We start from the raw sequence: 19,758 nt of genomic DNA, 5'->3' as shown, positions 1-19,758 counted from the left end.
TTTTATATTCAGTTGTAACACATGTATTGTAATCCTACAATTATATGAAAATGCCTGAAAATTACACCTTTACAGTATTTGTTAATAGATGCTATAATGGACTATATTGTGCGATTTCGGCAGTGTAGTATTCCTGAGTCTTGTGTGGAGAGTCGGGAAAAGAGAAAGGAAGGATAAAAACGTGTTTAAGATTGTTAGAACAGAAGCGTTGACAGATGCAATCTATCTTATGGACGTGGAAGCACCAAGAGTAGCAAAGAATTGTCTTCCGGGTCAGTTTGTAATCGTAAGAGGCTCAGAAGATGGAGAGAGAATTCCTCTTACAATCTGCGATTATTCAAGAGAAGCAGGCACGATCACTATTGTATTCCAGGTAGTAGGTGCAGCAACAGAGATGATGAAGAATTTAAAGGCTGGAGACAGCTTTACAGATTTTGTTGGACCGCTTGGCCGTCCGTCGGAATTAGTAGAAGAAGATTTAGAGACATTAAAGAATAAGAAGATCTTATTTGTAGCCGGTGGTGTAGGAACCGCACCTGTATATCCACAGGTAAAATGGTTACATGAGCATGGAGTAGCCGCTGATGTTATCATCGGTGGAAGATCCAAAGAGCTTATCATTCTGGAAGAGCAGATGAAGGCAGTTGCCGGAAATCTCTACATTACAACAGACGATGGTTCATATGGAAGCAAGGGCGTTGTTACAAATGAGATTCAGAAGCTTGTAGACGCAGGCAACAAATATGATGTATGCGTAGCAATCGGACCGATGATCATGATGAAGTTCGTTTGTAAGCTTACAAAAGAGCTTGAGATCCCTACAGTTGTCAGCCTGAATCCGATCATGGTAGACGGTACCGGTATGTGTGGTGCATGCCGAGTAACAGTTGGCGGCGAAGTAAAATTCGCATGTGTAGACGGACCTGAATTTGACGGACATCTTGTAAACTTCGAAGAAGCTATGGAGCGTCAGCAGATCTATAAGACACAGGAAGGCAGAGCATATCTTGCAGCCAAGGAAGGCGACACCCATCATGGTGGATGCGGACAGTGTGGAGGTGACAAATAATGGACGTTTTAAATAGAGTACCGGTTCGTGAACAGGAACCTGCGGTTCGTGCAAAGAATTTTGAAGAAGTATGTTACGGATATAATGAAGAAGAAGCAATGGCAGAAGCAGCAAGATGTATCGGCTGTAAGAATGCACAGTGTGTAAAGGGCTGTCCTGTTTCTATTGATATTCCTGGATTTATCGCTCATGTAAAGAAGGGCGAATTTGCAGAGGCATTCCAGGTGATCAGCAAATCATCAGCACTCCCTGCTGTATGTGGCCGTGTATGTCCACAGGAGACACAGTGTGAAGGTAAATGTATCAGAGGTATCAAAGGCGATCCTGTATCTATCGGTAAACTGGAGCGTTTCGTTGCTGACTGGGCAAGAGAGCATGGCATTAAGCCGGAACCGGCAGCAGAGAAGAATGGCAAGAAGGTTGCAGTTATCGGTTCCGGTCCATCCGGTCTTACCTGTGCAGGAGATCTTGCAAAGATGGGTTACGATGTAACAATCTTTGAAGCACTTCATGAGACAGGCGGCGTACTGGTTTATGGTATCCCTGAATTCCGTCTTCCAAAAGATGGCGTAGTAAAGAAAGAAATCGAAAATGTAAAATCCTTAGGTGTTAAGATTGAGACTGACGTTGTAGTCGGTAAATCTGTAACGATAGATGAATTAATGGAGGAGGAAGGCTTCTCAGCAGTATTTATCGGTTCCGGTGCAGGACTTCCTAAGTTCATGGGTATTCCGGGTGAGAATGCAAATGGTGTATTCTCAGCAAATGAGTACCTGACAAGAAGTAACCTGATGAAGGCTTACAAGGAAGGCTCTAACACACCTATCATGGTTGGTAAGAAGGTTGCCGTTGTCGGCGGTGGTAATGTAGCAATGGATGCTGCAAGAACGGCACTTCGACTTGGTGCTGAGACACATATTGTATATAGACGTAGTGAAGAAGAACTTCCTGCCAGAGTAGAAGAAGTACATCATGCAAAAGAAGAAGGAATCATTTTTGATCTCCTTACAAATCCAACTGAGATCCTTGAAGATGAAAAGGGTTGGGTTAAGGGCATGAAATGTGTCAAGATGGAACTTGGTGAGCCGGATGCATCAGGCAGAAGAAGACCGGTTGAGATTCCTGGTTCTGAGTTCGTCATGGATGTGGATGCGGTTATCATGTCACTTGGTACTTCACCAAACCCACTGATTTCATCTACAACAAAGGGACTTGATACAAATAAGTGGAAATGTATCGTTGCCGATGAGGCAAACGGACAGACCACAAAGACAGGTGTATATGCCGGTGGTGATGCAGTTACCGGTGCAGCTACAGTTATCCTTGCTATGGGAGCCGGAAAGGCAGCAGCAAAGGGCATTGACGAGTACCTCAAAGGACTCAATTAATATATAGTCTTTGAAACAAAATAAAGGATGGTATTATCTATTATTCCGCAAGACGTTTAATAGTAATACCATCCATTTATTTTTGGATTTGTATACCGATTAAAAAAATGGAGTCTATTTTGAGATGCGGTATAAAGTGATAGAACTATGCTCACGAGATATTGAACATAAAATTATTAAAAATATACTGAGAAGAGGTTATGACATTGAAGGAATATATTGCAAGAGATGACGCGTTTGAATTACTGAAGAAATATAATAAAGATCCATTCCATATTCAGCATGCGCTTACAGTTGAGGCTGTTATGAAATGGTATGCAAATGAACTTGGCTATGGTGAAGATGCTGAATACTGGGGCATCGTAGGTCTGCTTCATGATATTGATTTTGAACTGTATCCGGCAGAGCATTGTCTGAAAGCACCAGAGCTGTTAAGAGATGGTGGTGTGTCAGAGGATATTATTCATGCGGTCTGTTCTCATGGTTATGGAATTACAGTGGAATGTGGTACAACCATCGATGTAGAGCCGGTTCATGAGATGGAGAAGGTTCTGTTTGCAGCAGATGAACTGACAGGCCTGATCTGGGCAGCGGCATTGATGCGTCCGTCAAAGAGTACAAAGGATATGGAACTGAAATCTCTGAAGAAAAAATACAAGAGCAAGGGGTTTGCCGCAGGTTGTTCCAGAGAAGTGATTGAACGTGGTGCTGCACAGCTTAACTGGGAGCTTGAGAAGCTTCTGACCATGACATTACAGGCAATGGCAGCAACGGAGGATGAGATCAAGGCAGAGATGGAAGACCTGTAAATCCCGCTAATTTGCTAGCACTTTAGCGCATTGCAACTTAAGAAAATCCTGCTTTTTCATTAAAAAGATAAAAAAATTCATAAAAATCATATTTTTACTTGATAAATTCAAGTCTATTGTTTATAATCTTAAGTGGAAATTTTCTTAAAGAGAAAATACTACTCCAAATGAATTTCGCAGAGATGCGATTTACTTATAATTAATTTAAGGAGGATTTTAAGATGTCATACGTTGATGAAGTGCTGGAGATCGTAAAGAAGAAAAATGCTGACCAGCCAGAATTTTTACAGGCAGTAACAGAGGTTCTTGATTCACTTAGACCTTGTATCGATGCAAACGAGGAGCTCTACAGAAAGAATGCGATTCTTGAAAGAATCACAGAGCCGGACAGACAGATCATGTTCAGAGTACCTTGGGTAGATGACAATGGACAGGTTCAGGTAAACAGAGGTTTCCGTGTACAGTTTAACAATTCTATTGGACCATACAAGGGAGGATTAAGACTTCATCCTTCAGTTAATTTAGGTATTATCAAGTTCCTTGGATTTGAGCAGGTATTTAAGAATTCACTGACAACACTTCCAATCGGTGGTGGTAAAGGTGGTTCTGATTTTGATCCTAAGGGCAAATCAGATAGAGAGATCATGGCATTCTGCCAGAGCTTTATGACAGAGCTTTGCAAGTACATCGGAGCAGATGTCGATGTTCCTGCCGGTGATATCGGAACAGGCGGAAGAGAGATCGGTTTCTTATTCGGACAGTATAAGAGAATCCGTGGATCCTACGAAGGTGTTCTTACAGGTAAGGGACTTACATATGGTGGATCACTTGCTCGTACAGAAGCTACAGGATATGGTTTATTATACTTAACAAACGCATTATTAAAGGATCATGGTATTGATATCGCTGGTAAGACTTGTATCGTATCTGGTGCTGGTAACGTTGCAATCTACGCAATCCAGAAGGCACATCAGTTAGGCGCTAAGTGTGTAACATGCTCCGATTCAACAGGTTGGATCTATGATCCGGAAGGAATCGATGTTGACTTACTTAAGGAAGTTAAGGAAGTTAAGAGAGCACGTCTTACAGAGTACGCAGCAGCCAGACCAAGCGCTGAATACCATGAGAAGAAGAACGGCGAGCACGGTGTATGGAATGTTAAGGGTGATATCGCATTACCATGTGCTACTCAGAACGAGTTAGACTTAGACGATGCTAAGGCATTAGTTGCAAATGGTGTTATCTCTGTAACAGAGGGTGCTAATATGCCTACAACATTAGAGGCTACTAAGTACTTACAGGAGAATGGCGTATTATTCGTAGGTGGTAAGGCTGCTAACGCCGGTGGTGTTGCTACATCTGCACTTGAAATGAGCCAGAACTCAGAGAGACTTTCATGGACATTTGAAGAAGTTGACGGCAAGTTAAAGGGAATCATGGAGACAATCTACGCAAACATCAGCGACGCTGCTAAGCGTTACGGTGTAGAAGGCGACTATGTTGCAGGTGCTAACATTGCCGGTTTCGAAAAGGTTGTAGAAGCTATGTTAGCTCAGGGTGTTTGCTAATCAAATGCCGGTCAAAATCTAACAATAATTATTATATAGTAAATGTTAATATAAGACCCCGGAATCGTGATATGCGGTTCCGGGGTTTTTCTTTGCAAGAAAGACATTGCAGAAAAGTAATTTCTATAACGCTTTATTTCGGAATATGCAGATAAAATCTATAATGATTTTATGGAAAGTTTTTGATTGAATCTATGGAGACCTTTTCGTATAATATAGATATTGTATGCTTTTTACATAAAAAAGGAGGATCTTGATATGGGGAGAGATATTGTACTGGCAAAAATAAAAAAAGGTGGAATCACAGCGGTTGTCGGCGGAGCGGTGTTAATGCTGATTTTCGGATTGATCACAATAGGTGTGATGTCAGATAATGCAGATGACGGAATGGGTATGATCATTTTGTTTGGTTTATTTGCATTATTAGGAATTGTATTTATCATAATAGGGATTCGTAATATTGTAAGACCTGAAAAAACCGGCTATTTGAAAAATAACCCGCAGCTTTTGGAGATGGCCGACCAGTTATATTCGCATATAATATATGAAGACCAATATGTATTGATTTCCGATAAGGTGCTTGCGAATAAGAAGCAGCCGACACAGATGACCTGGCTCTGGGATGTATATCTGATCTATCTGCATACTACATCGACGAACTTTATTCCAACCGGAAGTGAATATGTAATCGAAAATCGTTTTCAAAAGAACCGTGTTGCTATTAATGTACTGGCAAGAGGGAAAAAGAGTAAACAGGAGTTGTTGAATGTACTTGCACAGGCATGTCCAAATGCGAGATTTGGATATTCTGATGAGGGGTTGGCATATCTTCAGTATATGAGAAATCAGGATCTCAGAAATATCCCGAATACACCTTATTATCAGGGAGTACCGGTGCAGATGCAGGACAATGTGCAGCAGTAATTAGAATATGCAGTAGGAAGATAAAGTATAGATAGAATGTGTAACAAAAAGCAGATAATGTGACAGCAGATCGATACTGCATAGAATAACAGCTTACATAGTGGAGACTTAAGAACAGATAGAAAGCAGGAATTGAGATGGAACGTAAACATGAATATCAGACAAAGAGCAGACAGATGATCCTTGATTATCTGATCCGGAATAAAGATCGTGCCGTTCATGTGTCGGATATTATACGGCATATGGATCAGGAAGAGTGTTCGGTAAATAAAACAACTGTATACCGATATCTGGATAAGCTGGTCGCAGAGAAGACACTGATGAAATATGTGGCTGATAAGGGCGAAAAAGCAGGATATCAGTATGTAGAACAGCCATCCAGGTGTCAGAAGCATCTACATCTGCAATGCTCCGAATGTGGAAAGGTCATCCATCTGGACTGTGATTTCATGAAAGAGATATCAGAGCACATTTTGTCTGATCATGGGTTCACACTTTGCTGCAAGGATTCCATTTTATATGGTGTCTGCGACGAATGCAGTAAGAAAGAAAAGAAACAGAAAAATAAAACCAGATAACAGGAATTTCCATGCTGAAAATTGAATATTTCTGATAATAGGAGTTGACATTGGGCAAAATAATGCTATAATCTGATAATGCAACTTGGTTGCAAATTATATTTTCAGGAATGAGATGGATAGTATGGAATTGTTATTTGATTCGTTTTCAGATGCACTGATCGATAGTGTAAAATTAATACCATTTTTATTAGTGACATATCTGCTGATGGAATGGTTGGAGCAGAGAACAGAAGAAAAGCAGAAGCAATATATGCAGTCTGCCGGTGCGTTTGGTCCGTTGGCAGGTGGAGCACTTGGAATCGTTCCACAGTGTGGATTTTCCTGTGTGGCAGCGAACCTTTACAGTGGTGGTGTGATCACAGCAGGAGTTGTGCTTGCGGTATTTATGTCAACCTCTGATGAGATGCTTCCAATCTTTATTTCGCATACAGTAAATGCCGGTACAATTATTCGTATCCTGCTTGCAAAAATGTGTATTGCGATCGTTACAGGTTATGCAGTCGATCTTGCAAATAAATATATCCGCAGAAGATATCTGGCAGGAAGAAAAACGAAGCATACAGCGTCTTCAAAAAGCGATAATTCTAAAAATACAGACAGTGCAGATAAAGAAAAATATTCGAAGCATTCTGGATATTCCGTTCAGGCAGCACAGACAGTCAATGCAGAATGTACACATAATTATAAAGATACTCATACACATAATGGAAAAAGTGTGCATGTGCATGATGAAAAAAATATGCATACCCACGATGAAAAAAGTACACACACACATCATGGACATATCCACTATGATGGTACGGACATAGAAGAAAAACATATCCATGATCTGTGTGAGCAGGAACACTGCAACTGTGAGGATGGAATCTGGATGTCGGCGTTAAAGCACACCTTGAAGATTACGGTATTTATTCTGGCGGTATCCTTTGTGTTAAATATTATTATCGGTATCGCAGGGGAAGATGCGATTGGAAGACTTCTTGGTGATGTACCGTTCCTTGGAGAAGCAATGGCAGCACTGATTGGACTGATACCAAACTGTGCACCGTCTGTTATCATTACAGAGCTTTATCTGGACGGAATGCTCAGTTCTGGAGCAATGATGTCAGGATTGCTTGTCAGTGCAGGCGTAGGACTTCTGGTATTGTTCCGTATGAACCGCCACAGATTAAAAGAAAACATTATGGTCGTTGGAACCTTGTATGTTACCAGTGTGTGCTGGGGATTATTGATCAATCTGTTGGGTATCACATTTTAAATAGAAAGAACAGCGAGAACAGAAAGAATGGAACAGAAAACAGCAATAGTTATCGGGGCATCAACAGGAATTGGTGCAGCAACGGCGGAAGCCCTTGCACAACAATATAAAAAAATAGCCATAACGTCATTTCGCCATCCGAAAAAGTTGAAAGAGGTTCAACAGAAGATACTTGCGCAGGGCACAGATTGTTATGCAGAGATCGGTGATGCCGGAGATTTTACATTTGTAAGGCAGTTTATAGAGCATGTAATCGAACATTTTGGTAAGAAGATTGATCTGTTGGTCAATAATGCCGGAATTTCTTATGTCGGGCTGCTGACCGATATGGATGAAACGGACTGGAAAAGAATTATAGATACGAATATAACGTCAGTATTTAACACATGCCGTCAGGTTGTGCCATACATGGTGCATGCACATAAGGGACGTATTATCAACATTTCATCTGTATGGGGCAATGTCGGAGCCTCCTGTGAGGTAGCGTATTCAGCGACCAAGGGTGCGGTCAATGCATTTACAAAGGCTCTTGCGAAAGAGCTTGCACCGAGCGGTATAGCGGTGAATGCAATCGCATTTGGAGCTATCGATACTACGATGAACGGGCATTTGTCATCGGAAGAAAAAAATGCATTGGAAGAGGAAATTCCGTTTGGCAGGATGGGAACAGAGACAGAGGCTGCAGAATTTATCATAACGGTAGCAAATGCCGGCAGCTATCTGACCGGACAGATACTGACCTTTGATGGCGGTTGGCAGTAGATCGGTAAACGTTTTGCAATTTCCCCAATTCTCTATTGAAAAATTGTTCATATTGCTATAAAATAATCTATGCAAAGTTGCGCAGATATGGGGTAGAGATTATGGGAATAAAGTTTATTAAAAAGAAAAAGGGCGAGGTTGTAGCAGCAAACGTATCGGCAGATCTAAAGACAACAGTAGATAAAGATGGAAATGTTGAGATCATATCAAAGAATTTTACAATGACAACGAGCCAACAGCCGAAGCGCGAGCCGGAAACAGTTGAATGGACATGCTGGGGATGTGGGCATGTAAACAGTGGAGACGTTTGTGAGGTATGCGGAAAAAAACGGGTACAGAAATAAGCAGCAGACTGTTTATCAGATTTGATAATTATATAACAGTATATATAAAAGATTCTTGTATGTATATTATATAGGAATCTTTTTTACTTTATAGGCAAGATCGCCCTATAAAGTAAAAAGTGCTCCGCTGAGGGGGCGCACTTCGTGAAGAAGTTAATTGCCTTGCAAATTTGCGTAGGTGCGAAAGACCCGCAAGTGACTCTTTATTTTTATTCGGAGAAAGTAAGAGGGGAATAAGGTTTGAAATTATAATGACAGAATTTATCAGGCAGAGAAAATAAGAAATTAGAAATGCAGGTTGAAATTTAAAAGTACGTTTGGTATACTCATTAGGTAATTTTTCAGGTACAATAAAGGTGTACAGAAAAGTAATGATTTTGGTGCATTTGTGATGCACGGGATTGATAGTCTGTTTAATAAAAAGAACGGAACGGATATTCCGGGACAAGCATTATATTTTATAAATAAAATGGAGGCCAGAAAATGGGTAAAAAAGTATTGAGATTATTTCTGGAAACAATGCTCAGAGCCGTTGTAATCATTCTTGCAGTTGGCATTGTTGTAATAGGAGCACTGCTTATAAAGACATTAGTAAAGAATAATTCTCTGAAAGACAGTAAGAAGACGACAACAGGAAAAGAAATAGTAACAGAAGCAGAGGATGAAAATGATCCGACGTTTAATAATGGAGATGACGAGAACAGCGGATCGGACGGAGCGGATGAAACCGGTGCGGTTGCATCTACAGATGCTAAAATCCTTGTTATTAATGCAACAGGAACCAGTGGAGTTGCCGGTGCATGGAAGACCGCATTAGAGGGTAAAGGATATACTTCGGTAGAAGTTGGTACTTATAATCAGTCGGCGATCGCGACATCAAAGGTATGCGTATCCGGTTCATATGATGGAGCAGATCTTGCTGCGGAATTTTCATCACCGGAAATGTCAACAACAGATACGTTATCAGCATCCGATTTTGATGTGCCGATTGACGGATATGATATTATTGTAATCGTTGGAACAAGTGATATTAAAAACTAAACAGCAGGATGATCGGATTGCCTATCTATACAGATTGTTCATACAGACAGAGAAGCAGGTGTTATTACAGAAATGTGATGTGCCTGCTTTTTTTGTTTTAAATGTCATCATGTATAAAGAATATTTTACAGGTGCAAGGATGTTTGTGTATAACTGCTATTTATAATCAATGGTGACTATGCCGAAAAAAATCGGACATACTATATAAAAATTGTATGGAAGGCAGTTGCATGAACAAAAATCGAGAAACGATAGAAACGTATGTATTGTTAACGGTGGCGGCGTTTTTGATGTCACTGGGTGTTGTTTGGATTTTTAACAGTGAACAGATAGTTCCCGGAGGCGTGACCGGAATAGGAATTATAATAGAAAATCTGACGGAAAATATGGGAACCGGAATTCCGGTCTGGTTGACGAATTTGGTTATCAATGTTCCGTTATTTATATGGGGGTATTTTCTGCTCGATAGAAAAAGTATGATAAGGACAGCATATACAACGGTTATTTCTACAGCATTTCTGGCAGTTATTCCTGCACTTCCGCTTGCAACGCATGACAGACTTTTGAATATGATTCTTGGCGGAGTTATATTTGGTTGCGCTTATGGTCTTATGTTCCGTCTGAATGCGTCATCCGGCGGCGTGGATCTTATGGCATTGATATTGAATCATATGAGAAACGATATTGGTGCGCCGTTATTCCTTGGGGGTATAGACATAGTGATCGTAATAGCAGGCGGAATTGCATTTGGCCTGGAAAATATGCTGTATGCTGTTATTGCAATCGTAATATCAACAAAATTATCCGATATGATCGTACAGGGAATCAGACATGGAAAACTGGTTTACATTATTTCTTCCAGATGCGATGAGATCAAATCCTGTATCATAAATGATATTGGAAGAGGTGTAACAGTATTGAAAACAAAGGGTGGTTATACGAATGAAGGGCGTGTAATGATAATTTCGGTTTTGTCAAGTAGACAATTAGTAGAATTAAAGGATAAAATAAGGACAATTGATGAAAAATCTTTTATGATTGTAGGGCAGGTAACGGAGGTTTTTGGTGAAGGTTTCACAAAATTCTCGTCTTAAATCTTCTTAAATCGATGCGAAAATCGTCAAAATGTTAGTTTTTTTGCGGTCGTATACAAAACAAACAAAACATTAAAATTTTTTTTGGGCAATAATCATATGGTTTAAAGAAGGGGAATGTTGTAAAATGACACTATGTTCAGAACGAATGAATAAATAAAACAATACTATATAATATTTACGGAGGTATTTGCAGAATGGCAAGTTTATCACTTAAGAACATCTATAAGGTATATCCTAACGGATTTAATGCTGTTAAGGATTTCAACCTTGAAATTGAAGATAAGGAGTTCATCATTTTCGTTGGACCTTCAGGATGTGGTAAGTCAACAACTCTTAGAATGATCGCAGGTCTTGAGGATATCAGCTCAGGTGAGTTATGGATCGGCGACAAGCTTGTAAATGACGTAGAGCCTAAGGATAGAGATATCGCAATGGTATTCCAGAACTACGCTCTGTATCCGCATATGTCAGTATATGACAACATGGCATTCGGACTTAAGTTAAGAAAGGCTCCGAAGGAGAAGATTGACAAGGCTGTTCATGAAGCTGCTAAGATCCTTGATATTGAACACTTACTTGACAGAAAGCCAAAGGCTTTATCAGGTGGTCAGAGACAGCGTGTGGCTATGGGTCGAGCAATCGTTCGTGAGCCTAAGGTATTCCTTATGGATGAGCCACTTTCAAACCTTGATGCGAAACTTCGTGTACAGATGCGTGTTGAGATTTCCAAGTTACATCAGAGATTACAGACAACTATCATCTACGTTACACATGACCAGACAGAGGCTATGACACTTGGTACAAGAATCGTAGTTATGAAGGATGGTATTATTCAGCAGGTAGATACACCACAGAACTTATACGATAAGCCATGTAACTTATTCGTAGCCGGTTTCATGGGTATGCCACCTATGAACTTCATTGATTGTAAGGTAGTTAAGTCTGGAGCAGACATTCTCTTAATGTTTGGTTCACACTCAATTAAAGTTCCTGATAGTAAGGCTGAGAGACTTATTGCACTTGATGCAGTTGATAAGGAAGTTGTTCTTGGTATTCGTCCTGAAGATATCCATGATGAGCAGCTCTTCATCGAGTCATCACCGGAAAGCGTTATTGATGCAAGAATCAATATTTACGAAATGTTAGGTGCTGAAGTTTACTTATACTTCACAATCGATCAGTTCGATATCACAGCAAGAGTTAATGCTCGTACAACAGCCAGACCTGGCGATACAGTACAGTTTGCATTTGACTTAAGCAAGATTCATATCTTTGATAAGGAAACAGAGGAGATCTTAGTAAGCTAATAGATCATACATACTTAAATATTTATAAACAAACAGGGAAAATGCAGAAATTTCTGCATTTTCTCTTTTTTTTTTTCGCAATATGATTTAGAATAGGTACAGTAGTGTATTTTGTTATTCGTATGTTTTCCGGGAGGCTTATCCGTCAGGCAGAATGGATGGGGAAAGAATACGGAATCCGAATATAAGAATAAGGAGTGTAGAATATATGATATCGAACCAGATACTTCAGGATACGATTGATGGATTAAAGAATATTACAAGAACCGATTTGTGTGTTCTTGATACAGAAGGAAAGATTCTTGCATCTACATTTAAGGATGTAGATGACTGTGAAGAAGCAGTACTTGCGTTTGTTGATTCCCCGGCAGAGAGTCAGGCAATTCGGGATTACCAGTTCTTTAAGGTGTTTGATGATAACCAGTTAGAACATATCTTGCTTGCAAAGGGGGAGACAGATGATACTTACATGGTTGGTAAGATCGCAGCGTTCCAGATTCAGAATCTCTTAGTTGCATATAAGGAGCGTTTTGATAAGGATAACTTCATCAAAAATCTGCTGTTAGATAATCTGTTGCTTGTTGATATTTACAACAGAGCAAAGAAGCTTCACATTGATACAGATGTAAGGAGAATCGTATTTATCATTGAGACAAAGAATGAGAAGGATACAAATGCCCTTGAAACAGTTCGTAATATCTTTTCTACAAAGACAAAGGATTTTATTACCGCTGTGGATGAGAAGAACATCATTCTTGTAAAGGAAGTAAAGCAGACAGAATCCTATGATGATATGAATAAGATTGCCAAGGTTGTTGTAGATATGCTGAATACAGAGGTTATGTCTTCTGTTCATGTATCATATGGTACGATCGTAAATGAGATTAAGGAAGTATCCCGTTCTTATAAAGAAGCTAAGATGGCACTGGATGTTGGAAAGATCTTCTACGAGAACCAGAACATTATCGCATATAGTAATCTTGGAATCGGACGTCTGATCTATCAGCTTCCGCTCCCACTCTGCAAGATGTTCATTCGTGAGATTTTCGATGGCAAATCACCGGATGAGTTCGACGAAGAGACCCTTACTACTATTGATAAGTTTTTTGAGAACAGTCTGAATGTATCAGAGACCTCCAGACAGTTATATATTCACAGAAATACTCTGGTTTATCGTTTGGATAAGCTTCAGAAGAGTACCGGTCTGGATCTTCGTGTATTTGAGGATGCGATCACATTTAAGATTGCGTTAATGGTAGTTAAGTATATGAAGTATATGGAGTCATTAGACTATTAAAAGGAAGAATCTGGACTCTTTGTAATATATTGTATGCAGGATTTACACATATATTTCACATTTTACTGCTATACTTGCAAAAGCAAAGAGTGAGAAAGTACAGACGTTAAATTTGAAAGGAAACCATTATGATAGAGTTAGAGAATGTTACTATGACCTACCCAGGTGGTATGACGGCTCTGAAGAATGTTAATATTAATATAGAGAAAGGCGAATTTGTCTTTATTGTTGGTAGCAGCGGATCAGGTAAGACAACATTGATCAAGCTGTTATTAAAGGAATTAGATCCGACCTCTGGGTCTATCCGTGTAGCAGGATATAATTATAAAACTATAAAAAGAAAGAATATTCCGAAGGTCAGAAGAAAGATCGGAGTTGTATTTCAGAATTTCAGACTGTTAAAGGACAGAACCATCTATGAAAATGTTGCATTTGCACAGAGAGTTATACAGACTCCTGCGAGATACATCAGACGTAGAGTTCCGGCTATGCTGACGCTGGTAGGTCTTGCGGATAAGTATAAATCTTATCCGAAGGAGCTTTCTGGTGGAGAGCAGCAGAGAGTTGCCATGGCAAGAGCACTGGTAAACAATCCGGAAATCATCCTTGCCGATGAGCCAACCGGTAACCTGGATCCGAAGAACTCACAGGATATCATGGAACTGCTTGATGATATCAATAAGCGTGGAACAACAGTGGTTGTCGTAACTCATAATAAGGATATTGTAAATGAGATGCGAAAGAGAGTAATCACATTAAAAAAAGGTGTGGTTATCAGCGATGAAAAACAAGGTGGTTATATAGATGAAGATTAGTACATTCTTTTATATCCTGAGACAGGGATTTACGAACATCAGAAGAAATATATTGTTCTCTCTTGCATCAATCGGTACAATTATTTCATGTTTGTTCATATTTGGTATTGTATATGCAGTTGTTGTAAACTTTCAGTCAGGAATGAAGGATTTGGAGAATAATGTAACGATATCGATTTTCTTTGAAGAAGATATTCCGGACGAAACGGTTCAGTTGATCGGTGAACAGATACGAGTCCTTGATTATGTAAATACAATGGATTATATCAGTGCAGATGAAGCATTTGATAAGTTCTGTGAGCAGAATTATGATGATCCTGAGGCTGCAAAGGCAGCATTCGGAGATGATAACCCGTTAAAGAATTCTGCTTCTTATGAGGTAACGTTGAAGGATGTATCCAAACAGGCTGAGTTTGTAGCATTTGCAAAAGGTTTAGACGGAGTGCGAAATGTCAGAAGTTCTGAGGTTACAGCTGACAGTATCTCGACATTGTCCTCATTGGTAGGATATGCTTCTATCGGAATTGTGGTAATCCTGATGTTGGTATCCATCTTCCTGATCAGCAATACGATTACCATTGGCATTACAGTTCGTAAGGAAGAAATTGCAATTATGAAATTGATCGGTGCAACGAACTTCTTTGTACGTGCGCCGTTCATAATAGAAGGTATTATTATCGGAGCAGTCGGTTCTGTTATTCCGCTTTATCTGTTATATGTTATGTATCAGAAGATTCTGGAATATGTGGCAGGACGATTTGCAGTAATTACATCTGTATTCGCATTTGTCAGTAAGGAAGAATTGTTTAAAACAATGATTCCTGTTGGGCTTATTTTAGGTATAGGTGTAGGTTTATTTGGTAGTTTAATCACTACCAGAAAACATTTGAAAGTATAAGAGGAGGTCTTTATTTTGAAGAAAATTCAGATACCGTTAATGAAAAAATTCAAAAAGACGGCGCTTGTTATTGTATGTGCGGTTGCACTTGCTGCAATGCCGCCTGTATCTCGGGTTTCGGCAACGAGTATTCAGGATGCAAAGGACAGCAAGAATGAAGCGGAAGGAAATAAAAAAGAAGCTCAGGGCGTGTTGGATGGCCTTGAAGAGAAGCAGAATAAGTTGATCAGTGATGTAGAAGCACTGGATAAGCAGGTTTCAGATATTCAGACGCAGATTACTGCAAAGGAAGAAGAAGAAGATAAATTAAATACAGAGATTGATGAGACAAAGAAGAATCTTGCAGCAGCGCAGGTTGAGGAAGACAATCAGTATGCAGCAATGATGAAGCGTATTCAGTATCTCTATGAAAATGGAGAAGTTGAGTACATAGATACATTGATGTCATCCGCATCTTTTACGGATATGTTAAATAAGTCAGAATATGTAGAGCAGATCTCAAGCTATGACCAGAAGCAGTTAAATGCACTGATCGATACAAGACAGAAGATCCAAGAATATGAGACAACTCTCGAGACAGATTTGAAAGAGGTTGAATCTGTTAAAGCAGATCTGGAAACACAGAAATCAAATCTGGATGTAGCAATCAATGAGAAGAATCAGAAGATTGCTGAATATTCACAGGATATCGATGCACAGAAATCTTTGGTTGAGAAATATCAGAAAGAAATGGATGCAGCAGATGCCCAGATTGCGGAGATTCAGAGAAAACTTGCAGAACAGCAGGCTGCACAGCAGCAGAGCAGTGGCGGAAGCGGAAGTACTACACCACAGTATTATACACCGAGCGGTGGATCATTTATGTGGCCGGCTACACAGGGAAGCAGAATCAGCTCGTATTTTGGACCGAGAACATCACCTACAGCAGGTGCAAGTTCTAACCATAAGGGAATCGATATTCCATGTCCAACCGGAAGTGATGTTGTTGCATCAGCGGCCGGTACGGTTGTTATCTCGCAGTACAGTTCATCCGCAGGATATTACATTATGATCGATCATGGAAATGGTATATCTACTGTATATATGCACAATTCCCAGCTGGTAGTCGGTGTGGGTCAGACAGTAGAACAGGGACAGGTAATTGCAAAGGCAGGAAGCACCGGATATAGTACAGGTTCACATTGCCATTTTGGTGTAATGATAAATGGAACTTATGTAAATCCACTTGATTACCTGTAAAACAAGATGAAGACCGAAATCGCAGAAATGTGATCACGGTCAGAATTGTGGGATTTTACAGAATTACACATAGGATAAAACAACAGACAGATCGGGTGAAAACTGGATTTGTCTGTTGTCGTTTATAAAAGAAAATTTACAGAATACCTATAGGATTATACATAATTTATGATCTGACATATGGGTAAATGTATATTTTCAAGTTTATGAAAGGACGCTGATGCGAAAAATGCATCACTGGAGGTAACATGAGACATAATTTTAAGAGATGGATTCTCGGTGTGGTGGTTATAGCCGGATGCGCCGGAATGATGGGTTGTTCTTTTACTAAGGATAATTCAAAGAGTGGTGATCTGAATTCAGATGCCGGAAAGCGACATAATAATCTGGATTATGATGGTTCGGTCGTAGACGAAAACACGTTGGAGAAGCTTGCGAGTCTGGAAACGATTATCGATAAGTCCTATTATTTTGACACCTCAGACGAGGATATGCAGAATGGTCTGTATGCTGGGCTGATCGAGGCATTGGATGATCCATATGCAAAATATTATACACCAGAGGAATTTGCAAAACTGCAGGAAGACAGTTCCGGTGAATATGCAGGTATCGGTGTTGTCGTAAGACAGGATGAGGAAACCGGATATGCGATTGCGGTCAGCATTACAGAGGATTCACCGGCTTCCGAAGTAGACATCAAACCTGACGATCTGATCTGTAAGATTGATGATTATGAGATTCAGGAATCCGACGATCTGGACTATCTGGTTACAAAGATACGTGGAGAAGAAGGTACGGATGTTACCCTTGAAATCTATAGACCAAGTGAGAGAAAGTATCATACAGTAACCATTACCAGAAGAAAACTGGAGAACAGTACCGTTTCCTACTTTATGGCAGATGCAGATAAGAAGATTGGTTACGTCCGTGTAACACAGTTTGTAGCAAATACAAATGATTTATTCAGGGATGCTGTAGAAGATCTGAAGTCTCAGGGCATGACAGCACTGATGATCGACCTTCGTTCAGATCCGGGTGGAATGTTAGCTACAGTTGTCGATATGTGCGATTATCTGCTCCCTGCCGGAAAAATCGTATATCAGGAAGATAAGAATGGAAATGTCTTATCAACGTATGAGTCTACGGACGATGAGCAGTTTGATCTTCCGATGGTAGTGCTTGTAAATGGGGAGAGCGCAAGTGCATCTGAGATCATGACAGCAGCATTAAAGGAATATGGTGTTGCGACGATCATTGGCGAGAACACATATGGAAAGGGAATCGTACAGTCGGTTATTCCGCTTTCTGATGGCTCAGCAATAAAGCTTACAACTGCCAAATATTTCACTCCAAATGGAAATGACATTCATAAGAAGGGCGTAGCTCCGGATATCGAAGTGAAATTACCGGAAGATTATACGGCAGATGATTTCCAAGGCGAGAAGGATACACAGTACCAGAAAGGTCTGGAAGTATTGCGCGGGAAGGTAAAATAGAGCAGGATTAGGTGTAGAAAATAGAATAATTACATGGTATAATATGCGTAAGCATTGAGCCGTGCCAAAATAAACTCTGATGATTCGGCTGCTTGCAGACGAAAGCATTAGAGTTTATTTTGATAGGGCGAAAGCCCGACAACGAGGAAATACGAAGTATTTGCGAGTGTGCACGGCGAAAAGGAAAACCCGTGCGAGAGAGGAAATACGAAGTATTTGCGAGTGCGCACGGTTAAGAAAAATAAAGGAGAAACTTTCATGAATAAGGAATTGATTATCGTACTGGACTTTGGTGGTCAGTACAATCAGCTTATTGCACGAAGGGTCAGAGAATGTAATGTCTATGCAGAAGTACATCCGTACACTATGAGCATTGACGAGATCAAGAAGATGAACCCGAAAGGCATTATTTTCACCGGTGGACCGAATAGTGTATACAAAGCTGATTCACCAAGTTACAGCAAGGAAATTTTTGAACTGGGTATTCCAATCCTTGGAATCTGTTATGGTTCACAGTTGATGGCACATGTGCTCGGCGGTAAGGTAGCAACTGCTCCGGTCAGTGAATATGGCAGAACTGAGGTAACAGTGGATAAGAATTCCATTTTGTTTAAAGATGTAAATAAATCAACAATCTGCTGGATGAGTCATACCGACTATATCGCAGAAGCGCCGGAAGGATTTGTATCAACTGCAACGACTCCAAACTGTCCATTTGCGGCAATGGAAAATGCAGAGAAGAACTTATATGCAACGCAGTTCCATCCAGAGGTTATGCATACAGAAGAAGGAATGAAGATGCTTCGTGCATTTGTCATGGATGTATGTAAATGCTCCGGTGACTGGAAGATGGATTCTTTCGTTGAAGATACGATCAAGAGTCTGCGTGAGAAGATTGGAAATGGAAAAGTGCTCTGTGCATTATCCGGTGGTGTAGATTCATCGGTTGCAGCCGTTCTGTTATCCAAGGCAGTCGGCAAGCAGCTTACTTGTGTATTTGTCGATCAGGGACTTCTTCGTAAGAACGAGGGTGATGAAGTCGAAGCAGTATTTGGTCCGGATGGTCCATATGATCTGAACTTCATCCGTGTAAATGCGCAGGATCGTTTCTACCAGAAACTTGCAGGAGTTGTTGAACCGGAAGCAAAACGTAAGATCATCGGTGAAGAATTTATTCGTGTATTTGAGGAAGAAGCAAAGAAGATCGGCGCTGTTGACTTCTTGGTACAGGGAACAATTTACCCTGATGTGATCGAATCCGGTCTCGGAAAATCTGCAACGATCAAGAGTCACCACAACGTAGGCGGACTTCCGGATTATGTTGATTTCAAAGAAATCGTTGAACCGCTTCGCCTCCTGTTCAAGGACGAGGTTCGTAAAGCGGGTCGTGAGCTTGGTATCCCAGAGTATCTGGTAAGCCGTCAGCCATTCCCAGGTCCGGGTCTTGGAATCCGTATTGTTGGGGAAGTAACGGCTGAGAAGGTTAAGATTGTTCAGGATGCTGACTATATCTATCGTGAGGAGATTGCAAAAGCAGGTCTTGATAAAGGACTTGGACAATATTTTGCAGCGCTTACCAACATGCGTTCGGTTGGTGTTATGGGTGATGAACGTACCTACGATTATGCAGTTGCGCTTCGTGCCGTATGCACCAGTGATTTCATGACTGCTGACTGCGCGGATATTCCGTTTGAAGTATTGCAGAGAGTAATGACAAGAATTATTAATGAAGTGAAGGGTGTCAATCGAGTAATGTATGATCTGACGAGTAAGCCACCTGGAACGATTGAGTTTGAATAAAAAGGTAAATCCCTACAAAGCCTGTATTTATGTGCTTTGCAGGGATTTTTTTGTTGGCGTTGGGT

At 40.4% G+C, this 19,758-nt stretch carries 18 protein-coding genes; all 18 read left to right on the top strand.

The window, feature by feature from the left end; all coding sequences use genetic code 11:
* Positions 1-181: 181 nt before the first annotated feature.
* The 18 genes from DWW43_RS01405 (at position 182) to guaA (ending at position 19,693) form a co-directional block, all read left to right on the top strand.
* On the top strand, positions 182-1,069 hold the full coding sequence (locus DWW43_RS01405) for a sulfide/dihydroorotate dehydrogenase-like FAD/NAD-binding protein (protein WP_044944533.1): 888 nt from the start codon (positions 182-184) through the stop codon (positions 1,067-1,069).
* Positions 1,069-2,457 carry an NADPH-dependent glutamate synthase gene (gltA, locus tag DWW43_RS01400; protein ID WP_117785569.1) on the top strand — a complete coding sequence of 463 codons (1,389 nt, stop codon included), beginning with the start codon at positions 1,069-1,071 and terminating at the stop codon, positions 2,455-2,457. Before DWW43_RS01405 ends, gltA begins: the two co-directional genes overlap by 1 nt.
* 206 nt (positions 2,458-2,663) lie before the next feature.
* Positions 2,664-3,266, top strand: a complete 603-nt coding sequence (locus DWW43_RS01395; protein ID WP_243000465.1) for an HD domain-containing protein — start codon at positions 2,664-2,666, stop codon at positions 3,264-3,266.
* Positions 3,267-3,487: 221 nt separating this feature from the next.
* Positions 3,488-4,834 carry an NADP-specific glutamate dehydrogenase gene (gene gdhA / locus DWW43_RS01390; RefSeq protein WP_008399921.1) on the top strand — a complete coding sequence of 449 codons (1,347 nt, stop codon included), beginning with the start codon at positions 3,488-3,490 and terminating at the stop codon, positions 4,832-4,834.
* 258 nt (positions 4,835-5,092) lie between these two features.
* Positions 5,093-5,758 carry a phage holin family protein gene (locus tag DWW43_RS01385; RefSeq protein WP_119962519.1) on the top strand — a complete coding sequence of 222 codons (666 nt, stop codon included), beginning with the start codon at positions 5,093-5,095 and terminating at the stop codon, positions 5,756-5,758.
* 137 nt (positions 5,759-5,895) lie between these two features.
* Positions 5,896-6,336, top strand: a complete 441-nt coding sequence (locus DWW43_RS01380; protein ID WP_008399910.1) for a transcriptional repressor — start codon at positions 5,896-5,898, stop codon at positions 6,334-6,336.
* A gap of 124 nt (positions 6,337-6,460) precedes the next feature.
* Positions 6,461-7,597, top strand: a complete 1,137-nt coding sequence (locus tag DWW43_RS01375) for a putative manganese transporter (RefSeq protein ID WP_243104367.1) — start codon at positions 6,461-6,463, stop codon at positions 7,595-7,597.
* 27 nt (positions 7,598-7,624) lie between these two features.
* On the top strand, positions 7,625-8,359 hold the full coding sequence (locus DWW43_RS01370; RefSeq protein ID WP_008399907.1) for an SDR family NAD(P)-dependent oxidoreductase: 735 nt from the start codon (positions 7,625-7,627) through the stop codon (positions 8,357-8,359).
* Between the two features lie 101 nt (positions 8,360-8,460).
* The gene (locus tag DWW43_RS01365; protein WP_119962517.1) at positions 8,461-8,703 is read left to right on the top strand and encodes a hypothetical protein; all 243 of its coding nucleotides are present in this window, start codon (positions 8,461-8,463) and stop codon (positions 8,701-8,703) included.
* 483 nt (positions 8,704-9,186) lie between these two features.
* Complete coding sequence (locus DWW43_RS01360) at positions 9,187-9,744, top strand: LytR C-terminal domain-containing protein (protein ID WP_008399899.1); 558 nt, start codon at positions 9,187-9,189, stop codon at positions 9,742-9,744.
* Between the two features lie 230 nt (positions 9,745-9,974).
* Positions 9,975-10,838 carry a YitT family protein gene (locus DWW43_RS01355; protein ID WP_161117630.1) on the top strand — a complete coding sequence of 288 codons (864 nt, stop codon included), beginning with the start codon at positions 9,975-9,977 and terminating at the stop codon, positions 10,836-10,838.
* A 197-nt stretch (positions 10,839-11,035) separates the two neighbouring features.
* Positions 11,036-12,148, top strand: a complete 1,113-nt coding sequence (gene ugpC, locus DWW43_RS01350; protein ID WP_008399896.1) for a sn-glycerol-3-phosphate ABC transporter ATP-binding protein UgpC — start codon at positions 11,036-11,038, stop codon at positions 12,146-12,148.
* A 208-nt stretch (positions 12,149-12,356) separates the two neighbouring features.
* On the top strand, positions 12,357-13,445 hold the full coding sequence (locus tag DWW43_RS01345) for a helix-turn-helix domain-containing protein (protein ID WP_021943137.1): 1,089 nt from the start codon (positions 12,357-12,359) through the stop codon (positions 13,443-13,445).
* 128 nt (positions 13,446-13,573) lie between these two features.
* Positions 13,574-14,260: a cell division ATP-binding protein FtsE gene (gene ftsE, locus DWW43_RS01340; RefSeq protein ID WP_008399894.1), complete on the top strand. Its 687-nt coding sequence runs from the start codon at positions 13,574-13,576 to the stop codon at positions 14,258-14,260.
* A complete protein-coding gene (ftsX, locus tag DWW43_RS01335) occupies positions 14,250-15,158 on the top strand; it encodes a permease-like cell division protein FtsX (RefSeq protein WP_008399892.1) in 909 nt (302 codons plus the stop codon). The genes ftsE and ftsX overlap by 11 nt, the downstream gene beginning before the upstream one ends.
* Positions 15,159-15,173: 15 nt before the next feature.
* The gene (locus DWW43_RS01330) at positions 15,174-16,397 is read left to right on the top strand and encodes a M23 family metallopeptidase (RefSeq protein WP_119962515.1); all 1,224 of its coding nucleotides are present in this window, start codon (positions 15,174-15,176) and stop codon (positions 16,395-16,397) included.
* Between the two features lie 248 nt (positions 16,398-16,645).
* A complete protein-coding gene (locus tag DWW43_RS01325; RefSeq protein WP_119962514.1) occupies positions 16,646-17,893 on the top strand; it encodes a S41 family peptidase in 1,248 nt (415 codons plus the stop codon).
* Between the two features lie 258 nt (positions 17,894-18,151).
* Positions 18,152-19,693, top strand: a complete 1,542-nt coding sequence (gene guaA / locus DWW43_RS01320) for a glutamine-hydrolyzing GMP synthase (RefSeq protein WP_044944527.1) — start codon at positions 18,152-18,154, stop codon at positions 19,691-19,693.
* Positions 19,694-19,758 lie beyond the last annotated feature (65 nt).

It is taken from the genome of Clostridium sp. AF15-41 (assembly GCF_003604095.1).
Taxonomy (GTDB): Bacteria; Bacillota; Clostridia; order Lachnospirales; family Lachnospiraceae; genus Coprococcus.
The sequence above is the reverse complement of the archived record's forward strand: the minus strand, read 5'-3'. Positions and strand labels throughout refer to the sequence as shown.